Source organism: Capilliphycus salinus ALCB114379 (assembly GCF_047276495.1).
GTDB lineage: Bacteria > Cyanobacteriota > Cyanobacteriia > Cyanobacteriales > Microcoleaceae > Capilliphycus > Capilliphycus salinus.
Genome location: NZ_CP178543.1, coordinates 6421294 through 6445622, shown reverse-complemented (window position 1 = coordinate 6445622; position 24329 = coordinate 6421294). Strand labels below are relative to the sequence as shown.

Below are 24329 nucleotides of genomic sequence, written 5' to 3'. Positions count from 1 at the left end.
AATTAATCTTGATTTTTCTTCTCAGGCGAAATCACCAAAGCCTGATAAGCTTGTTGAGCGGCTGCCTGTTCTGCGGCTTTGATCGACCGTCCGCGACCTTGACCGACGGCTTGACCTTGAAACCAAACTTGCGCCGTGAACCGCTGAAGATCTCCCATCGGCCCGCTTTCTTTTACGGTATATTCGGGTAATACTTTGTAATGACTTTGCGTCCACTCCTGTAATGCGGCTTTGTAGTTTTGACGGGCGGGATCGCGTAGAATTTGAGTGGCGCCGTTTTGAAAATGAGGTTGCAGCCAGGGGCGAATCAGTTGTAAATTTTGGGTACTCAAATAAAAAGCCGCTAATATCGCTTCCAAACAGTCCGCCAAACGGGACTGCTGACCCATGCGATCTTGTGCCGCACTTCCGCCAATGAGCAAATATCGACCAATGCCATAACTTTCGGCAATTTCGGCCAAAAAGCGATCGCTGACCAACACCGAACGAATGGCGCTAAACTCTCCGACCGGTTGTTGGGGATAAGTTTCCCACAAAAACTCAGAAGCGGCCAGCCGGACCACCGCATCTCCAACAAATTCTAACTGCTCATAGTTCGCTTCGGCTGAGATCGAAGGATGGGTCAACGCCAGATCTAACAACTGCCATTTAATGGGGTCTTTTTCCGACAGTCCCAAACGTTCAACCAGCTTTTCCAACTGACGTTGGCGGTTTGGATAGCCGATTTTCATGGTAATGTTCTCACGCTATCATTACTTCGGAATTTCCGAAAAAGAGAGAGCCAGACATAAGCCGGATTCTGTTCTCTCCACTGTCTCCAGTCAAGAGGGCAGTTATCTATCTGGGATGTTTGTTACCAAACACCTCAAGCGGCACCTCCATGTATTGGAACCGGTAAAAGACCAACCATAGTTCCTCCGTCCTTGCTCCCACCTGGGGTTTACCGAGCCAACGCCTCTCAACGCTGCTGGTGCGCTCTTACCGCACCTTTGCACCCTTACCTTTTCAGTTATCAGTTATCAGTAGCATGGTACTGCACGGTACTTGTTGGCTGAAAAGGCGGTATTTTTCTGTGGCACTATCCTCACGATCGCTCGCACTGGGCGTTACCCAGCAGGTTCAGTCTTTTGGGAGTCCGGACTTTCCTCAGACTCGGGTTATGAGTCCGCAACTGCCGATCGCTGACTCTCTCTAGTTCAATAGTATCTCACAACTGTTGTTTCCTTCCGGGTTGAAAACCGTTATCGGATCGAATGTTACTCCCGCACGTTTACAGATACCTACAAAGTGATGTTTAATAACGGTGTTGTGTGTGGGTTGTGTCAGGAGAACGAGATGCCGCGACTGTTACGTTGGGCCACGACTTTGACCAGTAGTTTGGCGATCGCTGTGGGTGTGGGATTAACTCAATCTTTACCGATGTTTGGATCGTCGAACGATCTTTATGGCGCTCGTTCTCTAGACGAATTAGTTACACTGCGCGATCAACTGATTGAGGAATTAGAAACGCCGGTTCAAGAGGCTTCTGAACCCGGTTTTTTAAATTCTGTGCTGTCTGATAGTTCTTCGTTTTATCGCGATCGCCAGTTGTTTAAACAGTTAAAAGATGTGGAAGTTCAAATTTTAATTGAACGCAGAGCTAATGATAACTGGAAACAGGCGATTCGTTTGGCGACAGAAGCGATTCGTACTGACGAGTCTAATTCTTCGGATTCTTTGGCGATTAAAAAGCAAAGTCAGCAACTTTGGAAACAGGCGATCGGCAATTTAAACGAAATACCGGAAAATTCATTAATTGCTCATCAAGCTTCCGATAAATCCCAACAGTATCAAGTCAGCTTAATGAGCGTTACCAAAGAAATCCAACTGGCTCAAACGACCTTTTTAGAAAAGATTCGCGACGAAAGTGACTTGTCAAAAACTGCAATGATTAGCGTTTGTAATCTCAGCCGAGATTGCGCTCATCTGCGGGGCGAACAGCCCCCCGCCAGTCCCGCGAGTTTGATTAAAGTTCCGATTGCGGTGGCTCTTTTAGATAAGCTTGCCCAAGAAAATATTAGCCTGGAAAAAGAAGTTTATGTCGATGGCGGAAACTTCACCGAAGATGCGTCAAATATTCGGGCGAGAACGAGCTATCCTCTGAAAACTTTAATGGGAGAAATGATCGATCACAGTAGCAATATTGCCACCAACCAACTGATCGATTATTTGGGTCAAGATTTTATTAATAAAACGCTGGAAAAACAGGGTTTCAAAGAAACAAAAGTCAAATTCAAATTAATGGGCGATCGGATCATGCCCAGACGTCCCGGAAGCGGACGCAACCGCCTGACCAGTGCGGAATTGACGGAAATGATGGTGAAAACCTATAATTATGAATATCCGGGCGCTGAAGCTTTAATAGAAGCTTTAAACCGCCAGTACGACCGGGCGATTGGTTACGCCGCTTTGGAGGATTTGGAAGCTCAATGGTTGGGGGAAAAAACGGGTCAAAATTCTCGGGTTTTAGGCACAACTTTAGCCGTTAGTATTGATGGAGAGCGCTATATTATTACGGTGATTGATAATAATACCGGTCATATTTTTGAAATCCGAAAAGCTATCTCTAAAATTGCCGAACATATTATTCAAAACGGTCATCTTTAAATCTCGTCTTTCAGAATTTAACGATTATTTGGAACCTTGGAATGATGGAACCTTTACCCTTAAATACTAAAATCAAAGGCGAAGGATTTCCGATTCTTTGTCTTCACGGTCATCCGGGTTCCGGTCAATGTATGTCTGTTTTTACGGATTTTTTATCCGGTCGGTTCCAAACTGTCGCCCCGGACTTGCGGGGATACGGTCAAAGTCGGGCATCTAAATCTTTTCAAATGCAGGATCATTTAATTGATTTAGAGAACTTACTTGATCGGCTTAATATTGATCAGTGTTTAATTTTAGGATGGTCTTTGGGAGGAATTCTCGCCCTGGAATTGGCGTTAAAATTTCCCCAACGGGTAACGGGGTTAATTTTAGTTGCGACTGCGGCTTATCCTATAGGAAACCATCCTCCTATTACTTGGGTTGACTATTTTTATACGGGTTTGGCGGGAATTATTAACGGGTTGGTTCCGGGTTGGCAATGGAATATTAACACGTTTGGAAAGCGATCGCTGTTTAGATATCTGATTCAACAGCATACTCCGACGGCGTACAAATACATCGCCCGCGAAGCTTTACCCGCCTACCTGCAAACTTCTCGTTATGCGACTCAAGCCTTGAGTCAAGCCCTCAGAGCAAGATATAATCGTCAGGGGGATCTGGCTGTGATACAATCTCCTAGTCTGGTGTTAGCCGGTGATCGCGATCGCCATATTACCGCCCAGTCGAGTCAAGCCACCGCTCAACATTTGCCAAATGCGGAGTTTTATTGCTATCCTCAAACGGCTCATCTTTTTCCTTGGGAAATTCCCCAACAGGTTCGAGATGATATTGAAAACTGGTTGAATACTCACGTATTCTAGCCTAAACCTGTTTCTAGCAAATTGTCTTTATGATATTTGAGAGTAGGGCGGGTTAATATGAGTTAGCCGGAGACGATCTATCTATTGAAAACCCGTGAGAACCCGCCCCTAGAACATCTTGCCTGTTGCCGATTCCCGATTGCCTATATTAAGATTGAGGACTAAAAGCGGGAATAATCTGTTGATCGATGGTTTTTTCGAGATCTTCGGCTACAGTTAGGCGAGAGGGTTTACAACGTTTCACCGAAACGCTGTAGCTGTGAGCGCCTTCTGTTTCGATATCTTCGACATAACCGACTTTAGCATCATGGGCGTCTTGGGCGGTTAAAAACGGGCCGAAGTAATAGGTACAGTTTGGGTCTTTGGTAATAATTTCGACCCAAAACGCTAACCCAAAGAAATTGAGTAGATTAATCAAAAGTTCTTTCATGTTTGCGGTTTCCGTTTATCAAAGGTTTGACGGTTATTCCCAAGGCGATCGCACGGGTTGCCGATCCGATAAAGTTAATAATTTTCTTAGACCCATCTCGGATTTCTGTTTTCAACGATGGGACTGGCGACACTTCCTGCTTTCTCGAACAGACTCCCGATTTCCAGGCTCGATGTACCTCCTTGTCGAAATATGGAGTTTTGTTACTTTATCTTAATCTTTTGCGCTCAGAAAGAATCTATTGATACGGTTTCGGGAAGGGGAAGCCAGAGGACTATTCGGCAGACCGACGCTGACGATAAATTTCATACAGTGCCATTCCTGTAGCCACTGAAACGTTCAGGCTTGGGGTCTGTCCGACTAACGGAATTGAAACTAAAACATCACAACTCTCCTCAAGCAACCGACTTAAACCTTGACCTTCACTTCCGACCACTAACACCACCGGCCCGCTAAACTTAACTGTATATAAAGCGTGTTGAGCAGTTGCCGATGTACCGTAAATCCAAAATCCTGCCTGTTTGAGTTCTTCGAGAGCGCGATTGAGATTAACCACCCTGGAAACGGGAAACGTTTCTAATGCTCCTGCGGCTACTTTCATCACCGTCGAGGTAATCCCGACCGCCCGACGTTGGGGTAAAATTAAGCCTGATGCGCCGATTGCTTCTGATGTGCGGATAATCGCTCCTAAGTTGTGGGGATCGCTTAACCCCTCCGCCATCACGATTACCGGTTCAGGACTTGCCGCTTGAGCGAGATCGATTAATTCTGAGAGTTCTTTGTACTCATAAGGTGAGACTTGAGCTACAATACCTTGGTGATTGGTTCCCGGTGCAATTTGATCGAGACGCCGATTGCTCACCCTATCGATTAGCGTACCATTTGCCTTGGCTGTAGACAAGCCTTTTTGAAAGCGATGATCCGATTGCAGTTGGGGAATCATCCAAATGCGATTGAGCGCCCGCTGATGTTCTAAAGCGGCCAAAACCGTATGGCGTCCATAAATCAAGTCCATCTCGGGATCGTCTCCCTTGTCGGGGTTCGATCCGGGTTGAGTTGAGGAATTTTGAGGGGCTGGCGATCGCTTGTTGGTTTCCAGCTTTGGCCGATTCTGCTGTCCCCTGGACTTGGGTTGCGGACGTTGGGAGTCTTTACTCATCTGTTTTATTCCCGTGCTAAACTTTCACAGGTTTTCTATTGGGTCGATTTGACCTCTGTTTCCAAGTCTAATTTGCCGAGCAATTGAGACAAACGTTCGGGATCGGTTAGGTAGAGATATCCCACTAAAGTCTCCAGACTGGTTGCGAGTTGATAGGTTTGAGGATCGATGCGCTTTGGCCCTCTGACTGCTGCGTTTCTTCCCCGACGAACCACTTCCAATTCTGCTGCTGAGAGATGAGGTTCGAGCGATCGCAGGTGACGGGCTTGACTTTCCGCCCTCACCTGAGAAACGACTAGCTGATGATAAAGTTGCGATCGCTTTGGAGGGATCAGATAAAAGTGACGGATATACAACTCATATACTGCATCTCCCAGATAAGCCCAAGAAGCCGGAGACAGTTGTTGAACTTGTTCAAATTTGAGCGGGGAATGATCCATTTGCATAAAAGATCAGCCAGACAGCACGCTGGCCGATTTTTGAGTCTCTTGTATTGGATAGATAGCTTGATGGGTTCACTCTGAGGATTTTTTCTCTATATTCTCGACCGCAGCTTCCACTGAAGCCTGTAAGGAGAGAAACTTTTCCAAGCGTACTAGCTTGACGGTCTGGGTGACACGAGGGTTGGTTACGATTTGTAAACTCCCTCCGTCGGTTTTAGCCTTCTTGGCAAGCTTTACCAGTGCGCCTAGCCCCGAGCTATCTACAAAATCGATTTGAGACAAGTCCAAGACGATGTTTTTTGGTCCTCCGTCTATGCAGTTACTGATCACCTTGCGGAAAGTGGCTTCCGAAAAGGCATCGAGTAAGCCGGTCAGACGGAACAACTGATAATTCTCTTTAACATCGCGATTGCCCCTTAGGCTTACGGTCAAGTTTAATTGCTCAGGAATGGCATCCTCCTAACTGTAGTCCGTACATTGCCGATCCAGTATAGTTTCTTTTTGTCAAATTGTCTAGAGTTTTCAGCGACTCGGTGACTGGCTCTTTGCTTGTTCCATCTGTTGAATAAACTGTTCAAACAAATAGTCGGCGTCGTGAGGGCCGGGGCTGGCTTCGGGGTGATATTGTACGGAGAAAAAGGGCAAATTCTTGTGTTTCAATCCGGCAACGGTGCGATCGTTGAGATTGAAATGAGTAATTTCGACGCCATCGGCCAAACTATCGGGATTAATGGCAAACCCGTGATTTTGGCTGGTAATTTCCACCTGTCGTTGCAGGCCGGCGGGCTGGTTCAAACCGCGATGACCAAACTTGAGCTTAAAAGTTTCCGCACCGAGAGACAAGCCCAAAATTTGATGTCCCATACAGATCCCAAACACGGGCTTACTGGACTTGAGCAATTCGCGAGTGGTGGTAATCCCCTCGGTGACGGCGGCCGGATCTCCAGGTCCATTAGAGAGAAAAATCCCATCGGGATTGTACTTAAGAATTTCTTCGGCACTGGTATCGGCGGGAACCACAATCACGCGACAGCCATAACTAGCCAAACGGCGCAAAATATTGCGTTTAATGCCAAAATCAATCGCAACGACGGTATAACGGGGTTCTACGGCTTCCCCTGAAGCTAAAGACGGACTAAACTCCCAAACGCGATCGGTGGGTTCGGACCATTCATACATGGTCTTGGTGGTAACTTCTTTAACCAAATTTAACCCGGCCATACTGGGTGCTTGCTCGACGAGCGATCGCAATTCAGCCGGATCGAGAATTTCGGTAGAAATGGCGCCATTCATCGCCCCAACGGTGCGAATTTTGCGGGTTAAAGCGCGAGTATCAATCCCATAAATTCCGGGAATATTGTGCTGTTTGAGGTAGTCGGACAGAGATTGAGTAGCCCGCCAGTTACTCGGACGGGTACAAATATTGCGAGCGATCGCCCCCCGCACCTGAGGACGCTGAGACTCTTCATCTTCAGGGTTAACTCCGGTATTTCCCAACTCGGGGTAAGTAAACGTGACAATTTGGCCGAGATAACTGGGATCGGTCAAGACTTCCTGATAGCCAGTCATCCCGGTATTAAAGACAACTTCTCCCACAACGGTTCCCGATGCACCAAAAGACCACCCTCGATAAGTGGTACCGTCAGCGAGAACGAGCAGAGCGCTTTGAGCAGAAACAAGCGACATGGACTTTTCGACCCTTAACTACGATCAGTGTTGATTATCCCAAACATTCTCCCGTTGGGCTGTATTTCTTTAGCTTATTTGTTGGTTTGACTGGTCTTGATAGAATAGAAACAAACCCTCAATTGGGGTTGAGCTACCGGGCTGCGTGAGTTGTTCTGTTGTCACTACATTTGCGGCCATCGCCGTGTCACCCCCTTTATCCTTTCTTCAGAATTTCATCATTTGAGTTTTGTAGTGTTCAACAACAACTGAGGTCGGTACTATGAATAAAAACTTAACACCCCAACGGACTGAAGCTAAAATTTCTCAAAGTGCTAAACGGATCAAACCCCTGCGGTGGGTGTCTGTTTTCGCTTCGATGAGCGCATTGGTTATGAGTAAGGTCGTGGGAACGAGCGCCCAAGAACTTCCGGGCTGTTTTCTGAAAAATCAAGCGGGAAACTATGTGCGTTTGAATAGTATCTGTGTTTTTCCAGAACCGGAATTTGATCCGACATCGACAGCCAGTGCCACACCGGGAGTCTATCAAGCCCAAATTATTGAGCGTAAGGGCGGAATACCGGTGATTGAAGTGGTTTTTAATGAAAATCAAACTTTTAGGATGTTAGTAGATACGGGGGCTAGCGGTACGGCGATCACCCCGGTGATGGCGGAAATGTTGGGGGTAATTCCCTCAGGACGGGGAATAGCGGACACCCCGAGTCAGAGAAATGTGGCATTTGATATTGGTTTAGTTCAGTCTATCAATGTGGCGGGTGCAAAAATGTCTAATGTTGCGGTGGCGATCGCCCCGGCGTTAGATCTGGGACTGTTGGGACAGGATTTCTTTGGCCGTTACGATGTGACTATTAAAGAAGATGTGATCGAATTTAGGGAAAGGGGTTGAGGGTTGCTATTATCTAAGAGATTAGCTTTGCAATGAATTCGGGTTCTGTGAATGCTTACAGAAATTGTTCGTCCATTGGTTCGCACTCAAATTCGTCTGTTAGCCAACTCCACCAGCACTCGTCAAACTCTAGTTCAAATGATTGGGCGATGGTTGAGTTATCTGGGTGTAGAAGCGCAGGTGATTCAACTTGAGAGTAATTGCGATCAAATTCAGGTGGCTTTGCGGGTGAAAAAACCGCAAAGTTGCGATGGTACAGACTGGCAAAAGATTATTGATCATATTGGTAATGATGGAAATATTGCCTCCAATGATTCCAGTAATGGGTTAACTTACGATAAAATTCCTGCCAAACAACAGGTAAAATTACAGCGTTTGCTGGCTTATATGATTCAAGTCGAGCAACCGGACTCGGAAATGGATTGGGATCGAGTTTTACCTCTTTTAGAAAGTCTGGAACTCGATCCGGAGTTAGTCCTCGGAATTCGTTCGGCGTTAAAAATTCCGCAATCTTTAGATTTGTTAGTGGAAGGACTCGAACCGGATGTGGCGGCGATCGCGTTAGAAAAAGCGGTGGGAATTGCGTTGCTGGATCGTCGAGTCAATCCCGAAGAAGATCGGGCGTTAAGTATTTTATTAGAAGCGATGAAGCGTTCAGCCTAACTCTATTTTCGGGGAATAAATTCCCAATTGAGGATTGAGTTATTTCCTGGGGAATAGAGGATGGAATTGAATTGATTTCAAGAAGTTTCAATAAAATTCTATCCGATGTCAGGTGTGAGGGGTGAGGTGTTGGGTTTAGAATAGTTAAAAATTGAGGATGATAGTTCCGAAGATCTAGCCCGTTTGGGCGACTTCTCTTGTTAGAATATTAGTCTTTCTGGAGAATTCCAAGCGGGTGATTGGGTGCGGAGTTTTTCTAGGAATTGATTGTCTTCTGATGGTCAAACCCAAAGAGTCTGAGTTGATCTAGACTTGAATTGATTTGGCAATCCAATTATAATTTATTTTTTTAGAGCGGGGCAAAAAATCGGGCGAAAACGGCTAAAAACGTTCTCGTCTAAACTGTAACTTATGCCTCTAAATCAAAGTTTAACATTTTATTAACGACCGATTGGCGTACCAGTGCTACACTGCTGATCATTCGGATAATTCTGGACTTTCTCCACTCAACCCCTGCAATGCGAGTTGCGATCTAACGACCTCTACCCCGATTAAGACAATGGCAAAAACAGAAAAAACCAAAACCAAAGCATCTGACGAAATTAATTTAAACGATCCGAAATATTATTTTAACCGAGAATTAAGTTGGCTTGAGTTCAACCGTCGAGTGTTAGCAGAAGCGTTCAACTCTCAGACTCCGTTGATCGAACGTCTAAAATTCTTAGCAATTTATAGCTCCAACCTGGATGAATTCTTCATGGTGCGGGTGGCAGGTTTAAAGCGCCAAAAAGAAGCCAATGTTAACAAGTTAACCCCAGATGGTCGCACACCGCAACAGCAACTGAACGAAATTCATCAAAAACTGCTACCGATGGTGACTGAGCAACACCAATTTTTTGAGAAAACGCTGAAACCGGAATTAGTTAAATTTGGGGTTCACCTGCTCAATTATATCGATCTCAACCAAGAACAGCGAACCTACCTACAAAGTTATTTTGAGGAACAAATTTTTCCGGTTTTGACGCCGTTAGCCATTGACCGCAGTCATCCGTTCCCTTACATCTCCAACCTGAGTTTAAACTTAGCGGTTGTCCTAAAAAACCCGGAAACGAAAGAAGACTTACTCGCTCGGGTGAAAGTCCCGAAACTACTCCCCCGGTTTATTCCGCTTCCGGAAACCCTCCGCATCGAGAAAGAGGAAGAAGTGAGTGTGTGGACGGGAGTCCCCCTCGAACAAGTGATCGCCCATAACCTGGAATCTCTGTTTCCGGGAATGGATATTTTAGAATATCACCCTTTCCGGATTACCCGCGATGCGGACTTATCGGTTCAGGAAGACGAAGGAGATGACTTGCTGTTAGTCATTGAGCAAGAACTCCGCAAGCGTCGCGTGGGTGGGTCGGTTGTGCGGATGGAAATCAATCCGACGATGCCAAGCGCAATTAAAGAAATGCTCTATGAGGAGATGGAGTTAGAACCGGAAGACATTTACACGGTTGAAGGACTACTGGGTTTAAAGGATCTGATGTCTTTTATGTCGCTGCCGTTACCGGAATTAAAAGATCAACCTTGGAGTCCGGTGTTACCGCGTTGGCTGCAACAGAGCGAAAATGTCACCGATGCTTGTGGAAATGGCGAGGAAGCCAAAGATATTTTTTCGACGCTTCGCCACAAAGATGTGTTTGTGCATCATCCCTATCAATCTTTTTCGGCGACGGTGCAACGCTTTATCGAACAAGCGGCTCACGATCCGGATGTGTTAGCAATTAAAATGACGCTTTATCGCACCTCGGGAGATTCTCCGATTGTTAATGCTCTGATTTCTGCTGCGGAAAACGGTAAACAAGTTGCGGCTTTAGTTGAACTCAAAGCTCGCTTTGATGAGGAAAATAATATCCAATGGGCGCGCAAACTTGAAAGTAGCGGGGTTCATGTGGTTTATGGGGTGGTCGGACTGAAGACGCATACTAAAATTGTGATGGTGGTGCGTCAAGAAGAAGGGAAAATTCGCCGCTATATTCATATTGGAACTGGAAACTATAATCCGAAAACGGCAAAACTTTATACTGATATTGGTCTTTTGAGTTGTCGCGAGGATTTGGCTGCGGATCTTACGGATTTATTCAATTTTCTGACGGGACATTCTCGCCAACAATCTTATCGTAAATTGTTGGTTGCTCCGGTGAATATGCGCGATCGCTTTTTGACGTTTATTCGTCGCGAAATCGAACACGCTCACAGTGGAGAAACGGGTCGAATTGTGGCGAAGATGAATTCTTTGGTCGATCAGAGGATTATTTCGACTTTATATGAAGCCTCTCGCGCCGGTGTAACGATTGATTTGATTGTTCGGGGTATTTGTTGTTTGCGTCCGGGTGTTGAGGGTATTAGCGATAATATTAAGGTGATTAGTATTGTCGGACGTTTCCTCGAACATTCTCGGATTTTCTATTTTTATAATGGCGGTCAGGAGGAGGTTTATATCGGTTCGGCTGATTGGATGCCTCGCAATTTGGATCGGCGGGTAGAGGCGATTGCTCCGATTGAAGATCCTGAAATTGGTAAGGATTTACAAGAGATTTTGGGTATTATGCTTTCTGATAATCGTCAAGCTTGGGATTTAAAGTCGGATGGTGAATATGTTCGCCGTCGGTGTTCTGATAAGGAGTTGAGCGCCCATCAAATTCTGATGGAAACGGCTTTGAAAAGTTGAATTTTAGCGAATACGAGAGCGCCGGATTGGGCAGAAGAAGTCATCAATTCTCTATTCTGAATTTTCCCTGTCCGGTGTTCGCTGTTCACCCGAATTCCTGAGGGAAAATCGACTGAGGTTGATTAAAAATTCAAGCGTATGCCCGTGTTTATCCCTTCGGTTCACCTCCAATTGTAGCGAAAATCCCGGAGATTGTCAATTTTAAATCGCGGCCGGCGGAGAATTTTTTGAGAATTTTTGTTAATAAAGGTAACGAATCCGTTAACTGGATTGCGATCGCGGGGTGAAATCGCGGGATATGATGATTTAATCAAGCGCAGGGGCAAGTTAGCCCCTTCGGTTCACTTTCTAGGATAGCGGAAATCCCGGAGATTGTCAATTTCAAATCGCGGCGGGCGGAGAATTTTTTGAGAATTTTTGTTAATAAAGCTAATGAAGCCGTTAACTGGATTGCGATCGCGGGGTGAAATCGCGGGATATGATGATTTAATCAAGCGCAGGGGCAAGTTAGCCCCTTCGGTTCACTTTCTAGGATAGCGAAAATCCCGGAGATTGTCAATTTCAAATCGCGGCGGGCGGATGATAGAACTTAAGGAAAATGCGTGTTTTGAGAGGATAAAGTTACAGGCCAACCCAAACGGGTGGGTTGCGAATAAATGCGTTTTAAGGTATTAATATCTCTGGGAGAAATCGGTGGCGGTTCTCGAACTTGAGCAAAATACATGACATCGGTTTGAGTGGGACTGTGACCCCAAATTCCGAGGGCGTGACCCAATTCGTGACGGGCTGCGGATGAGATGTATTTTCCGGTTTGAGTGGGACTCAACCAGATGATAAACCGATGAGATAACATCTGCGTGCCGTCTTCTCGCCGACGCACAAACACTTGATAACGAGTTTCGGCGGAACTGGCTCGTAAATTTCCGGGTTCGAGAGGCGGACGGCGGCGAAAGATTTGAATGTCTGCTAAGTTAGAATCTGCAACAATTTCTAGGGGTAAATAAGCTTTCCACGCTTCGACTGCGGAGGCAATTTCCCCAAACCAGCTTAAACCTTGATCGTCGGTTGGTTGTTCGATATAAACTTTGATGGGCAACTGCGACCAAACCAAATAACCGACTTTTAGGGCTTCTATTTGATCGAAGTAGTCCCCACTTTGGGTTAAATCTTCCCATTGGGCGAGGGAAGTGGGTAAGGGATGGGGTTTGAGGGGAATGATGTCTTCTGTTGCCGGTGTGGGCTGAGATAAGAGTAACCCAATACAGAGGATGGCGATCGCCAAGCCCAGAAAAATTGGCGGTTTATGGGACGATCGCATGGCTTGATCCCTGAATGGGATTCATTTTAACCGATCCAACCCGCACTTAAAATGATCGTTAAGCCAATAAAGGTAATGGCTAACATCCATGTTACCCGATTGAGTGTGGTTTCGGCGCTTTTGCTGCTGGTAAACAGTTGAGCTTGTCCGCCGATACCGAGTCCATCGCCTTTGGGACTGTGCAGTAATACTAAAATGATTAATCCCAAAGCAGATAATGCCCAAATGCCTTGTAAGATGTCAGTAACGGTCATGGTTCAAGTTGGTGATGAGTGTGATTGATTGTGATTCTGATAGTTTAGCATTCTCTACACTCTGACCCGAACGGGTGTGCGACTTTCTTTGACGTCAAAACCGGCGGGTAAAATCATGGAACGTCCGGTCATGTCTTCGGGTTGAGGAAGTTTGAGAATTTCGAGGATGGTGGGGGCGATATCTGCCAAACAGCCATCGGTTCGCAGGTTCACCTCGGTACCGTGTCCGGGGATTTTGCGTTTTTCCCCTTCTACCAAGATAAACGGCACGGGGTTGATCGTGTGAGCGGTCCAAGGATTCCCCTGGTCGTCGCGCATATATTCGGCATTGCCGTGATCGGCGATAATAATTGCGGTTCCCCCGGCTTTGTTGATGGTTTCGATCAAACGTCCCAAACAGTCATCAACGGTTTCTATGGCTTTAACGGCGGCATCTTCTATCCCGGTATGACCGACCATATCGGGGTTGGCGTAGTTAATGACGATTAAGGAATAAATGGCTTTTTCGACGGCTTCTATGGCGACTTCGGTGACTTCTTCGGCGGACATTTCTGGGGCTTGGTCATAGGTGGCGACCGCCGGGGAAGGGATCAACTCCCGATCTTCGCCTTCAAAGGGTTGTTCTAAACCGCCATTAAAGAAGTAGGTGACGTGGGCATATTTTTCGGTTTCTGCGGTGCGGAATTGCTTCAAGCCGTGGGCGGCGATGACTTCTCCGAGAATATTATTGAGGTTTTGAGGTTGAAAAGCAACTAAGACGGGAAAGCTAGAATCGTATTGGGTAAAGGTGGCAAAAGTCAGGGGTTGAATTTGTTGTCGTTCAAATCCGTTAAAATCGGGATCGACAAAGGCTTGAGTGAGTTGTCGGGCGCGATCGGGACGGAAATTAAAGAATATGATGCCATCTCCGGGTGCAACGGTTCCGGGTGCTAACCGAGTGGGAAGGACAAACTCATCGGTGATGCCATCATCGTAGGAACGCTGTAAAACCTCTACGGCGGAGAGTTCGGTTCCTTGGCCATCAACGGTCATATTGAGGTAGGCTTTTTGAGTGCGATCCCAACGATTATCGCGATCCATCGCATAGTAACGGCCGCTGAGGGTGACGATGCGACCCAAACCGATTTGATCGATATGGTCTTGTATTAGCCCAAGTGCTTTGATGCCATCTTTGGGGTTGGTATCCCGACCGTCTGTGATGGCATGAATACAAACTTGAGAAACGCCTTTTTGTTGAGCCAGATCTAATAATCCGAGTAAATGCTGAATATGGGAGTGAACCCCGCCATCGGAACATAAACCGACCAAATGTAATTTTCCGTTTTGTTCTCGCACATCCTGGCAGGCTTTGACGAGTGCGGGATTGTCAAGCAGAGTCCCGTCTTCTACGGCATCGGTAATTCGGACTAATTCTTGAGGAACAACGCGCCCCGCTCCTATATTAAGATGACCGACTTCAGAATTTCCCATCTGACCTTCTGGCAAGCCGACCGCTTTTCCCGAGGCTCGAATTAATGTTCTCGGATAAGCAGTCCACAGACTATCCATCACAGGCGTTTTCCCTACCGCTATGGCATTTCCGTCCGTCTGTTCACGATAGCCCCAGCCGTCTAGAATGATGAGTACAACGGGAGATACAGACACTGATGCCATTGCATTGTTATCCTATCTACAAGTGGTGTCACGGACATCATACCATTGAAGCTCTCAAAAAACAGTTGAATACTGATACAAAAGCGACAAAAAATGAGCTAACGGGGGAAAATTAGGAATATATAACTAGATAGATGACAAAAACAATGGGATACAAGCCCCGTCCTTCTAGGACGGCTTTTTTATGGTATAGTTTTTGATCTAGGTTTTTCCACGTCAAATGATAGTTCTAGAGTTCAAGGCTAAGGGAAAAACAACTCAATATAGCGCCATTGATGAAGCGATCAGGACAGCCCAATTTGTCCGCAACAAGGTCATCCGGTTTTGGATGGACAATTCTTGCGTAGGACAAAAAGAGCTATATCGCTACAACACGATATTGAGAGCCGAATTCTCCTTTGTTAAAGCCTTGAATTCCCATGCTTGCGATGATCGTCGCAGTTGAAAGAGCGTATAGCGCTATTGCCCGGTTCTATAGCAACTGCAAAAAGTCGATTCCGGGAAAAAAGGGATACCCAACCTTCAATAAAAATTGTCGCTCAGTTGAGTATAAAACTTCGGGTTGGTCGGTCTCGGAAACTCGAAAACAAATTACTTTTACGGACAAGAAAGGAATTGGCAGACTTAAACTTAAAGGGACCTGGGATTTAAACTACTACCAATTAGAACAGATAAAACGGGTTAGGTTGGTGCGTCGTGCCGATGGTTACTACGTTCAGTTCTTGGTGAATGCAGAGAACAAAGTGAATACAGAACTAACAGGTAAGATGGTTGGATTAGACGTAGGACTTCTTGAGTTTTATGTCGATTCTAGCGGACACGCTGAACCGAATCCGAGATTTTATCGAATAGAAGAAAAACGATTAAAATTTCATCAGCGTCGTGTTTCTCGAAAGAAAAAAGGCTCATCCAACCGAAGAAAAGCCATTAATCGACTAGGGCGAGTACACCTCAAACAGGAGTAGGCAACGTGAAGAACACGCGCTTGAGAGTGGCGCGTTGCGTAATCCAATCAAAGTGCGATTCGTTCAGTCGAAACCTGCTCCTAGCAGGGGGATGACTGGCCTCTGAGGGGTAACCGATAAGGTAGAGTTCGCACTTTAATCCCCTTCAGATGACAACTCTATGACCTTATAGGTGAGTGTTAGTATCCTAGAACGCACAAGTCCTATCGCCTAGGCACGAGGTCGAAAGCATATTCCCAAGGGTAGCGACTAGCCATCAATCTCTTAAGCGGGAATAGAAGCGGAAAGTGGAGGGCAACCTGTGTCCAAAGCCCGTGAGCAAGTCTTCACGGAGAGCGTAAGCAAAGGATATGTCTGAATCATCGTAAGCATTAACCAGTGAAATCAGGTTGTGACACTGGGAGACCTAAAAAGGCAAAGTAAAGGTGACGATAGGATTTAGACCGAATCGTTAAAGTGCTACCCCAAAACTCGGTGAAGAGTATCCCTCCTAAAGAGACAAACCAAAGGTCATAGGGAACGAAGTAACTCCCTCGTTTACTCTCAGTCAAGGTCGATTGGCTGAGTAGTCAGCTAAGACGCAACCATCTACTTCCATTAGGTAGGTAACAGGGGAGCAAGATTGAGTCAGAAGCAAACGCTCTCCGTAACAGGAGAGATACGCAGACGGACTCACGGTAAAACGGAAGGTAAAGCTACAAGTAGCAATGTATAAGTTATGAACACGGAATCAAAACCGATGTATAAATGGGGCGACATAAACTGGCGAAAGTTGGAGCGTGTTGTCTATAAGTTGCAAAAGCGGATTTACCGAGCGTCTCAACGTGGTGATGTCAAAACAGTTCGCAGACTCCAGAAACTGTTAGTTAAGTCTTGGTCGGCTAAGGCTTTAGCGGTGCGTAGAGTAACTCAGGACAATCAAGGCAAAAAGACGGCAGGAGTGGATGGGGTTAAATCCTTGTCCCCAGAAGCACGTATGAAGCTCGTAAACAATCTCAAACTGGGTACAAAGGTTAAACCTACCCGAAGGGTTTGGATACCCAAACCTAATAGGGAGCAACGACCTTTAGGAATACCTACCATGTATGACCGTGCGCTCCAAGCGTTAGTAAAGTTAGCCTTAGAACCTGAATGGGAAGCTATATTTGAGCCAAATTCCTACGGGTTTAGACCAGGGCGGTCAGCCCATGATGCCATTGAAGCCATCTACAATGCGATCAAACAAAAACCCAAATTCGTGCTTGATACGGATATCTCCAAATGTTTCGACCGTATCAACCACAAACGGCTCCTCGAAAAACTTAACACCTTCCCCACTTTTCGGAAACAAATTCGAGCGTGGCTTAACGCGGGTGTTATGGATGGTAAGGAGTTCTCGCCAACATCTGAGGGTACACCTCAAGGTGGGGTTCTTTCTCCATTACTGGCTAACATTGCCCTACATGGTCTAGAAAGCGAAATCAAGGCAATTGCCCATACCTTCGATATGAAAGACCTCAGAGGACGGCAACGAAGCAGGACACAGAAACAAGATTCTGTAAACGTCATTCGTTATGCAGACGACTTCGTGGTTCTACACTAAGACATAACCGTTGTCCAAAGATGTAATAAGGTCGTATCCATATGGCTGGCAGATATGGGGTTGGAACTCAAAGCAAGTAAGACGAGACTCGCTCACACCCTTGAAAACTATGAAAACCAAAAAGCAGGATTTGATTTCCTAGGCTTTAATATCCGCCAATATAAGGTGGGTAAATATACATCAGGAAGGGATACAAAAGGGCGATTACTCGGTTTTAAAACACTCGTCACCCCAAGTAAAGAAAGTCAGGAAAGGCACTACCGAAGGATATGTGAGGAAATAGAGAAACTTAAGGGACAGTCCCAAGCTGTCTTGATAAGCAAACTTAACCCTATCATCCGAGGATGGTGTAACTACTTTTCGACAGGAGTAAGCAAGAGAATCTTTACGAAACTCTCGTATCTGACCTCTTGGAAACTCTGGAAATGGGGGGTAAAACGACATCAAAATAAAGGAAGGAAATGGATTAGCTCCAAATACTTCCGAACCATAGGTGGAGATAATTGGACGTTTGCCACGTCTCGTGAAGGGTCGAACCCTATGGTGCTGATGAAGCATTCACAGACAGCAATCGTCCGTCATGTCAAAGTCAAGGGGGATAAAAGCCCTTACGACGGCGACTTAATCTATTGGAGTTCAAGACGAGGCACACACCCTGAGATGCCTAAGCCAACAGCATCGCTGCTCAAAAAGCAGAAAGGGAAATGCGCTCACTGCGGTCTGTTTTTCCGAGATGGAGACCTGATAGAAGTTGACCATATCATTCCTAAGTCACGAGGCGGAAAGAATGAATATAAGAATAATCAACTGCTCCATCGACATTGCCATGATGAAAAATCCAGAACGGATGGAAGCTACTCTAAGGGAGTTTCCATTATCCCAGAGAATTACCGATGGGAGAACGATATGTTGGTGACGTGCTGATGACAACAGCCGTTTTATTGAGGAGCGGTATGAGGTGAAAGTCTCACGTACCGTTTTGAAGAGCAGTGGAGGGGGTGACCTCTTCACTGACTTTAATCGATTTAGTCGCTTACGAAGATTTGAGGATTAAAAACTTAGTGAAAAATCATTGTCTCGCCAAGTCAATTAATGATGCGGGTTGGTATCAACTCAGAAAATGGTTAGAGTATTTTGGCACTAAATTTGGTCGGGTAACGGTTGCAGTTAACCCCGCTTATACATCTCAAGAATGCTCTAACTGTGGTGCGGTAGTGAAGAAGTCTTTGTCTATGAGAACCCATGTTTGCCAGTGTGGATTCATTTTAGACAGGGATTGGAACGCTGCAATTAATATTCTGAAATTAGCCTTGAGTACCACAGGTCATGTGGGAACTTGGGTCACAGACCCGAACGCTTTGGGAGATTCGACTCGGGAATCGAGTCATCCGCGATTCACCGCCGCAGAATCGGCGGTGAACGGATGACCTCTACTTTGATTGGAGCGATCGGTGTCTGAGCAAGTTGGGTCTATGAACAAAGAATCTCCGCACTTCTAGGGCGGAGAGTGTCAAAGATTGTGCTTAATATTATCAGTCAGTGAGACTGAGTAAATCGGCGAAGCGAACCTGTGCGATCGCCCCCGATGGAATTGGAAGGTTCTCCCCAGTCGAAAAGTCACAAGATGAGATTGTGAATGTAACAGTTGATTAACTCGATCTAATTGGAAGTGATAGACTGAGTGGCTGAATCGGTTAGACTTTGGCTATCGTTAGAATTATTATTGAATGTGTTTGGTGGACGGGCAATGCGTAAAGTTGTGTTAGTGGTGGCATTAGGGTTGTTGACAATTTGGACGGGCGGATGTGGTTCTGGCGAAGAAGAAATCAGCGAATCTCCTCCAGAAACGGCGACTGTCGAAAGTAGACCGGCCGAACCCGAAACCGGATCGGAAGCAATCGTTGGAACAGGGGAACAAGAAACAGCATCAGAACCGGAAACAGAAGCATTTGAAGAACCTTTAGTCGAACAGCAAAAAGAAGAAACGGCGGCAAAAGCGGGTTTGATTCAATCGACCCAACCCGAAGAACGATTGCTTCAACTCAAAGGAAGCACGAATGGCAACGGGACAGCGGCAGCCCCAGCGGGAGTACCCAATCAGTCGGTTAGCGATCCGTTTGCGGTGCTTCCGCCGTTGGTGGTGCAGCGGAGTCCAGAAGAAGAAGAAGTTTCAATAGAAGCCCTCAATCTCACCAGGCAAAGCTTACAGGAGATTCCAGAGGTTCCGATTGCCGCAACCCCGCCTCAATGGACGGTGGCTGTCGCTCCGGGGGAGACAGGTAATGGAAATCAAGCTCAACCAGCAGTTCCTCCCAATCTGGGGGCGCGACAAGTGCCTTCTTTACCGGAACTCCCGGTAGCGGAAGTCCCACCTCAAGCCGGAAGCGCTCCTGCCGTCGTCGCCACAAGACCCATAACTCCAGTACCGCAAATCCCACCGGCGCGAACAGGGGAAGCGACTCCGACCGGGACACCCGGCACTCCCGCCCCGGTTCCTGGCGCTCCCGGAATCGCTGCGACCCCTCCGGCCCCTGCGACCCCTCCGGCCCCTCCGCCTCCCCCGGAAATTCCCCCGCTGACGGTGGCTCAAGTGCCGAGCTTACCGGAGTTACCTCTAAACGAACCCTTACCCCAATGGCGCGATCCCAACCCTCCTCCGCCCATGCCTGCCGAACCGTTGGCGATCCTGCCTCCTCCGCCTAATATTGAGATTGCCAAAGCGATTTCAGTCTCGGGGGTGATGCAAGTGGGCGAGGAAACCCGAGTAATTTTGAAAGCCCCCACCGAACCCACCAGCCGCTACGTGAGCGTCGGAGAGCGGATCGCCAACGGACAAGTGTTGGTGAAACGGGTGAAATTTAATGTCGGTGGCGAGCCAATTGTGGTTTTTGAGCAGAATGGGGTAGAAGTGGCGATCGAGGTCGGTACTTTGGCCGAAAGCGATGAGGAATTGAATTTGATGCCTTCTTCACCGGGTTTCAACAGCTTCACTCCCTCTTAAAACTGGGTACAATAAAGATATTAAAACTCACATTAAGAGTGAATGTTGTCTGGGGGATATTAGGAGTAAAGGGTAAGCTGATTTAGGCTATCAAGACGATCGCCACGAGTTAGACTTACCCGCAGTTGTCGAGAATTAACTATAGGAAAATTCAACCACACTAGAAGCTATGTTTCGCTTAGTTCAAAAGCTGGGATTTTTGACTTTAACCGCTGTCAGTGTGGCGGGGGGAGTTGAGATCCTCACTGCGGTTCCCACAAACGCACAAACATCACCAACAGAAAGTCCTCCCGTTTGTCAGGGGCAACTGCCCAGTGGATTTGTCAAGTGCAATTATGAAGGGGGCGACAACTACATCGGCAATTTTGCTAACGGTAGGCCGGAAGGACGGGGAGTTTATGTCTATGCCAATGGCGATCGCTATGAAGGGGAATTTCGCAATGGTTTACCCAACGGTCAAGGGATATTCATTTTTTCAGATGATGCCCGCATTGTCGGTGTCTTTAGAGACGGCAATATTACTCAAGGTACAGTGATTTTCGCCAACGGCGATCGCTATGTGGGCGAGTTCAAAATTGTCCAAGATGTCGGTAGCGGACAAATCAGCAGTCAACCCGACGGCCAAGGAGAATTCATTTATACCAACGGCGATCGCTTTGCTGGAGAATTCTTTGCCGGACAGCCCTTTGGCCGGGGTACTTTTACCCGCGAAGATGGTACCCGTTGTCAAGGACAATTTTTCAATGAAGCTCTCGACGGAAAAGGCACTTGCACCTTCCCCAACGGACTCCGTTACGAAGGGGAATTTCGGGGAGGTATTCCTCACGGCCCGGGAACTTTAATTGATACCGCCGGTAGACGAACACCAGGAACTTTTAGAGACGGTCAGGCAATAAAATAATCCCTCCGAATTCGTTCAACCGGATCGCTGGGGATTTCTGACTGACTGGGGCTTACCAATTGACTTGATGGAGAATATTAAATTATGACAACGGCGACTTCACATTCAGCTTCAGCCACATCATTTCCCTTTGAGTTTGCGCCAAGTGCTACCCAAGATCGGGATCTGCTGCGCCAACTCAACTTAGTTCCGGGTGTCAAAGAGATCTTGCTCACCCGACAAGTTCATGCCCTCGAACACGCCACCGTTTGGGTTTTGAGTGAATGGGCTAATGGGGGAGCGATCTCAGGGTCTGAAGATCGCCTGGGCGGAATGTCAACAGCCACAGGATTTTACCTCTACGGGCGCGTTCACACCTCCCGACTCAGACAAGCCGTTCAAACTGCCCAGCAACGTTTAACAGGCGGAGAATGGCATCTGGCGGTTCATCCTCGGTGCGGTACGAACCTGTCAGTCGGAATGCTGCTGACCGGTGGGTTGGCGATGGGAATCACTCTGGCTCTACCCAAAGGGCCAATCGAACAACTTTTAGGGTTAGGAGTCGCCGCAGGTGTCGCCACCCAGCTTGCTCCCGAACTGGGGAGTTGGGCGCAGCGATACCTGACCACTGCCATTCCGTTTAACCTACAAGTGGATGAAATCTCCATCGTGCAGGATTTGTGGGGACGTTCGGCCCATTTCGTGCAAGTCCATTGGGTCGAATAGAAATCGGCCAGCAATAAAACTTAAAGACTCAATTGTGTTGAGACGGCAGATCGAGTAGTACCCTGAACAATACATAGCTTTATTCATCATATTTAGAAACGAGGAAGATAAGCTGATGGTTCAACGTGGTTCTAAAGTTCGTATTTTGCGGAAAGAGTCCTACTGGTATCAAGAAGTTGGTACTGTAGCTTCGGTGGACAAGAGCGGGATCAGATACCCGGTGATTGTCCGTTTTGACAAAGTAAATTATGCAGGCATCAACACCAACAACTTCGCCGAAAGTGAAGTTGTAGAAGTGGGTACTGGTCAAGCCAAACCTAGCGGTAAGCAAACCCCAGTTGCTCCTAGCACCCGCACGACGGGTCAGGGTGCCGGTAAACCGGGTGCCGCAGGTGATCCCAACCAAGGAACAGAAAACTAATCTGTGCCTGAATTACCTGAGGTTGAAACAGTTAAACGGGGCCTAAATTTAGTGTCCCGCAATCAATTTATTCAGGGTGGGGAAGTGTTGCTTAAACGCACTATTGCTCACCCTGTTTCTATCACAGAATTTATTAACGGATTATCAAACAAAGCGATCGCCAGTTGGTATCGACGGGGTAAATATTTACTAGCAGAATTCTCCACACAACCCAACCCCAATTCTGAAACTCTACAAAACCCAGAATTTTCCGATTTACAAACTTTCCCCAATGGCGGGTTAGCGGTTCATCTGCGGATGACGGGTCAACTGTTGTGGGTGAGTCAGGATGAACCCGTTAGCAAACATACCCGAGTCCGGTTATTTTTCCCGAATAAACAAGAACTCCGTTTTGTCGATCAGCGCACCTTCGGCAAAATGTGGGGAATTCCCGATAGCATCCCCGTCTCAAATATTGTCACCGGTTTGCAGCAATTGGGGCCAGAACCCTTCTCAGAAGAATTTTCGACAAAATACTTAAAAACTCAATTTCAACGACGCCAGCGACCGATTAAAACGGCGTTACTCGATCAAAAATTGGTGGCGGGGGTGGGGAATATTTACGCCGATGAGACGCTATTTTTAAGCGGAATAGACCCCAGAACTCCCTGTGCGGAGTTAACGCCCAAACAAATTGAAACGTTACATTTTGAACTGATTAAAGTGTTAAAAACCGCTATCGATGCCGGTGGAACAACGGTTAGAAATTTTTTAAATGTTTCCGGCGTAAACGGCAATTATGCGGGACAGGCTTGGGTTTATAATCGTGGAGGTCAACCCTGTCGAGTTTGTCAAACGCCCATCGAACGGTTAAAATTGGCGGGGCGATCAGCCCATTATTGTCCTCGCTGTCAATCTTAAATTGAATCCCTCAGAGATGGCGACTTCCATTTCTTCTAAAGAGGCTTTTTTGAGGCTCGGAATGTTTTAACAAAACGAAGTTCATGGCTGTGCTTCTCCAATCAATTCTAAAAATTGTCTGGGTGTTAAAATAGAAATCCCTCGAAAAGGATGCAATTCTAATAAGTCTTTATCTCCTGTAATAATATGAGTTGCATTTCCATTAACTGCAACTTCTAAAAATTTATTGTCTTTGGGATCTCTACATTCTTTGATGAGTTCAGAGATGAAAATCTGCTCGGATTCTAGCTTGATCTTAGTTAAAAATTGATAACGAATATCTAGAGAAATATATTGATCAAATTTTGAACGAGTTAAGACTTCTTGCAATTCTTGTGAGGTGACATCAGACAGTAAAATTATACCGTTTTTTCTGGCTGCTTTAAAAGCTATATCGGGTAAGGATGATTTAATCAAAATACTACTCACTAGAATGTTAGTATCAAGAACAACTCGTAATTTATTCATTCTTCTAGTATTTTATCTAAAATATCTTGAGTTAATCCATTGGTTTTTGCCTGTTCTTGCATTTCTTCAATAATTTGTTCCAAAGATTTCTCTTGGATGATTGATTTAAGCCAGTTATTAACAAGAGTTGCAATTTTTTGCTGTTTTTCCGGTTCAGCTTCTCGGTAAGCTTTGGCAATTTCAGGGTCAACTTGAATGGTAATTGTTTCCATCGCTTCTTAAGATTTAGCTAAAGAATATCTTTAATTATACCAAATGTATATCGTTTCCGTTATAGCACATTGCAACGTTTTAGGGAATGCACGGTCAAATTTAGTAGACGGATGGGGAATCACAACTCAATCCAACACCATCATCTCTGACTGTTTCTTAGAAATGTAGCTAGTATCCAAAAAGTAAACATTTTTCATGGGTTAGAAAGATACTTGTCATGGTTAACTGCACCATCTGTTACATCACATTCAACGGGATTAGAACCCAAGTCCCAAATTGAAGATGTTTTTTTAATGCCCGTAATAATAATTTTTTCGTCTTCTTGGACGATCTCAAAATCTTGGGCATTTCCTAACATTTCTTTAGGGATTAATAATCCTTGTTCTGTTGCCGTTAATTTCATTAAAAATTCCCTCAATTTTG

At 46.2% G+C, this 24329-nt stretch carries 24 protein-coding genes, 1 other RNA gene and 2 pseudogenes; 14 read left to right on the top strand and 13 right to left on the bottom strand.

The annotated features are described in order from the left end of the window. Nucleotides 1-2: 2 nt before the first annotated feature. Nucleotides 3-731, bottom strand: a complete 729-nt coding sequence (gene rnc / locus ACL6C3_RS25975; protein WP_413162487.1) for a ribonuclease III — start codon at nt 729-731, stop codon at nt 3-5. A 41-nt stretch (nt 732-772) separates the two neighbouring features. Beyond that, nucleotides 773-1190: RNase P RNA component class A (gene rnpB / locus ACL6C3_RS25970), an RNA gene on the bottom strand. A 145-nt stretch (nt 1191-1335) separates the two neighbouring features. Between rnpB and ACL6C3_RS25965 the strand changes: the two genes are divergently transcribed. Together ACL6C3_RS25965 and ACL6C3_RS25960 are read left to right on the top strand one after the other, a co-directional pair. Next, nucleotides 1336-2646 carry a serine hydrolase gene (locus ACL6C3_RS25965; RefSeq protein ID WP_413162485.1) on the top strand — a complete coding sequence of 437 codons (1311 nt, stop codon included), beginning with the start codon at nt 1336-1338 and terminating at the stop codon, nt 2644-2646. Nucleotides 2647-2690: 44 nt separating this feature from the next. Continuing rightward, entirely contained in the window at nt 2691-3506 is an 816-nt protein-coding gene (locus ACL6C3_RS25960; protein WP_413168416.1) for an alpha/beta fold hydrolase, read from the top strand. Nucleotides 3507-3654: 148 nt separating this feature from the next. On the opposite strand, the gene ACL6C3_RS25955 is transcribed toward ACL6C3_RS25960, so the two are convergent. The 5 genes from ACL6C3_RS25955 to carA form a co-directional block, all read right to left on the bottom strand. Further along, entirely contained in the window at nt 3655-3936 is a 282-nt protein-coding gene (locus ACL6C3_RS25955; protein WP_413162484.1) for a DUF1816 domain-containing protein, read from the bottom strand. Nucleotides 3937-4210: 274 nt separating this feature from the next. After that, nucleotides 4211-5095, bottom strand: coding sequence for a 23S rRNA (guanosine(2251)-2'-O)-methyltransferase RlmB (rlmB, locus tag ACL6C3_RS25950; RefSeq protein WP_413162482.1), 885 nt, complete (start codon nt 5093-5095; stop codon nt 4211-4213). Nucleotides 5096-5130: 35 nt separating this feature from the next. Next, the gene (locus tag ACL6C3_RS25945) at nt 5131-5535 is read right to left on the bottom strand and encodes a Mini-ribonuclease 3 (protein WP_413162481.1); all 405 of its coding nucleotides are present in this window, start codon (nt 5533-5535) and stop codon (nt 5131-5133) included. A gap of 75 nt (nt 5536-5610) precedes the next feature. Further along, entirely contained in the window at nt 5611-5970 is a 360-nt protein-coding gene (locus ACL6C3_RS25940; protein ID WP_413162480.1) for an STAS domain-containing protein, read from the bottom strand. A 90-nt stretch (nt 5971-6060) separates the two neighbouring features. After that, a complete protein-coding gene (gene carA, locus ACL6C3_RS25935) occupies nt 6061-7224 on the bottom strand; it encodes a glutamine-hydrolyzing carbamoyl-phosphate synthase small subunit (protein WP_413162479.1) in 1164 nt (387 codons plus the stop codon). Nucleotides 7225-7486: 262 nt separating this feature from the next. Between carA and ACL6C3_RS25930 the strand changes: the two genes are divergently transcribed. The 3 genes from ACL6C3_RS25930 (at nt 7487) to ppk1 (ending at nt 11486) form a co-directional block, all read left to right on the top strand. Then, entirely contained in the window at nt 7487-8110 is a 624-nt protein-coding gene (locus ACL6C3_RS25930; protein ID WP_413162477.1) for a TIGR02281 family clan AA aspartic protease, read from the top strand. Between the two features lie 51 nt (nt 8111-8161). Further along, nucleotides 8162-8773 (top strand): hypothetical protein, encoded by a 612-nt coding sequence (locus ACL6C3_RS25925; RefSeq protein ID WP_413162475.1) that lies wholly within the window; start codon nt 8162-8164, stop codon nt 8771-8773. A 559-nt stretch (nt 8774-9332) separates the two neighbouring features. Further along, entirely contained in the window at nt 9333-11486 is a 2154-nt protein-coding gene (gene ppk1 / locus ACL6C3_RS25920; RefSeq protein ID WP_413162473.1) for a polyphosphate kinase 1, read from the top strand. 589 nt (nt 11487-12075) lie between these two features. On the opposite strand, the gene ACL6C3_RS25915 is transcribed toward ppk1, so the two are convergent. From ACL6C3_RS25915 to gpmI, 3 genes are read right to left on the bottom strand one after another with little or no spacing between them, the layout of a single operon-like run. After that, the gene (locus tag ACL6C3_RS25915) at nt 12076-12804 is read right to left on the bottom strand and encodes a matrixin family metalloprotease (RefSeq protein WP_413162472.1); all 729 of its coding nucleotides are present in this window, start codon (nt 12802-12804) and stop codon (nt 12076-12078) included. Between the two features lie 26 nt (nt 12805-12830). Beyond that, complete coding sequence (gene secG / locus ACL6C3_RS25910; RefSeq protein WP_413162470.1) at nt 12831-13058, bottom strand: preprotein translocase subunit SecG; 228 nt, start codon at nt 13056-13058, stop codon at nt 12831-12833. A 54-nt stretch (nt 13059-13112) separates the two neighbouring features. After that, a complete protein-coding gene (gene gpmI / locus ACL6C3_RS25905) occupies nt 13113-14711 on the bottom strand; it encodes a 2,3-bisphosphoglycerate-independent phosphoglycerate mutase (RefSeq protein ID WP_413162468.1) in 1599 nt (532 codons plus the stop codon). A 220-nt stretch (nt 14712-14931) separates the two neighbouring features. On the opposite strand from gpmI, the pseudogene ACL6C3_RS25900 reads away from it, so the two are divergent. The 9 genes and pseudogenes from ACL6C3_RS25900 to ACL6C3_RS25860 all read left to right on the top strand — a co-directional run. After that, a pseudogene (locus tag ACL6C3_RS25900) lies at nt 14932-15726 on the top strand (RNA-guided endonuclease InsQ/TnpB family protein); the annotation flags it as partial. Between the two features lie 668 nt (nt 15727-16394). Next, nucleotides 16395-17258 carry a reverse transcriptase domain-containing protein gene (locus ACL6C3_RS25895; RefSeq protein WP_413162467.1) on the top strand — a complete coding sequence of 288 codons (864 nt, stop codon included), beginning with the start codon at nt 16395-16397 and terminating at the stop codon, nt 17256-17258. Between the two features lie 60 nt (nt 17259-17318). Continuing rightward, a complete protein-coding gene (locus tag ACL6C3_RS25890; protein WP_413162466.1) occupies nt 17319-18182 on the top strand; it encodes a group II intron reverse transcriptase in 864 nt (287 codons plus the stop codon). Nucleotides 18183-18280: 98 nt separating this feature from the next. Further along, nucleotides 18281-18685, top strand: a pseudogene (locus tag ACL6C3_RS25885) (RNA-guided endonuclease InsQ/TnpB family protein); the annotation flags it as partial. Between the two features lie 254 nt (nt 18686-18939). Beyond that, nucleotides 18940-20259 (top strand): hypothetical protein, encoded by a 1320-nt coding sequence (locus ACL6C3_RS25880; RefSeq protein WP_413162464.1) that lies wholly within the window; start codon nt 18940-18942, stop codon nt 20257-20259. A gap of 169 nt (nt 20260-20428) precedes the next feature. Next, the gene (locus ACL6C3_RS25875) at nt 20429-21160 is read left to right on the top strand and encodes an MORN repeat-containing protein (protein ID WP_413162463.1); all 732 of its coding nucleotides are present in this window, start codon (nt 20429-20431) and stop codon (nt 21158-21160) included. An 84-nt stretch (nt 21161-21244) separates the two neighbouring features. Continuing rightward, nucleotides 21245-21865, top strand: a complete 621-nt coding sequence (locus tag ACL6C3_RS25870; protein ID WP_413162461.1) for a DUF6391 domain-containing protein — start codon at nt 21245-21247, stop codon at nt 21863-21865. Nucleotides 21866-21980: 115 nt separating this feature from the next. Beyond that, on the top strand, nt 21981-22286 hold the full coding sequence (locus tag ACL6C3_RS25865; protein WP_413162459.1) for a photosystem I reaction center subunit IV: 306 nt from the start codon (nt 21981-21983) through the stop codon (nt 22284-22286). A 3-nt stretch (nt 22287-22289) separates the two neighbouring features. After that, a complete protein-coding gene (locus tag ACL6C3_RS25860) occupies nt 22290-23186 on the top strand; it encodes a DNA-formamidopyrimidine glycosylase (protein ID WP_413162457.1) in 897 nt (298 codons plus the stop codon). An 81-nt stretch (nt 23187-23267) separates the two neighbouring features. Here the strand turns inward: ACL6C3_RS25860 and ACL6C3_RS25855 are convergent, their stop codons facing one another. The 3 genes from ACL6C3_RS25855 to ACL6C3_RS25845 all read right to left on the bottom strand — a co-directional run bounded on the left by ACL6C3_RS25855 (nt 23268) and on the right by ACL6C3_RS25845 (nt 24309). Beyond that, nucleotides 23268-23693, bottom strand: coding sequence for a putative toxin-antitoxin system toxin component, PIN family (locus ACL6C3_RS25855; protein WP_413162455.1), 426 nt, complete (start codon nt 23691-23693; stop codon nt 23268-23270). After that, nucleotides 23690-23905 carry a hypothetical protein gene (locus ACL6C3_RS25850; RefSeq protein WP_413162453.1) on the bottom strand — a complete coding sequence of 72 codons (216 nt, stop codon included), beginning with the start codon at nt 23903-23905 and terminating at the stop codon, nt 23690-23692. The genes ACL6C3_RS25855 and ACL6C3_RS25850 overlap by 4 nt, the downstream gene beginning before the upstream one ends. A 194-nt stretch (nt 23906-24099) precedes the next feature. Continuing rightward, a complete protein-coding gene (locus ACL6C3_RS25845) occupies nt 24100-24309 on the bottom strand; it encodes a hypothetical protein (RefSeq protein ID WP_413162451.1) in 210 nt (69 codons plus the stop codon). Between the last annotated feature and the right edge of the window lie 20 nt (nt 24310-24329).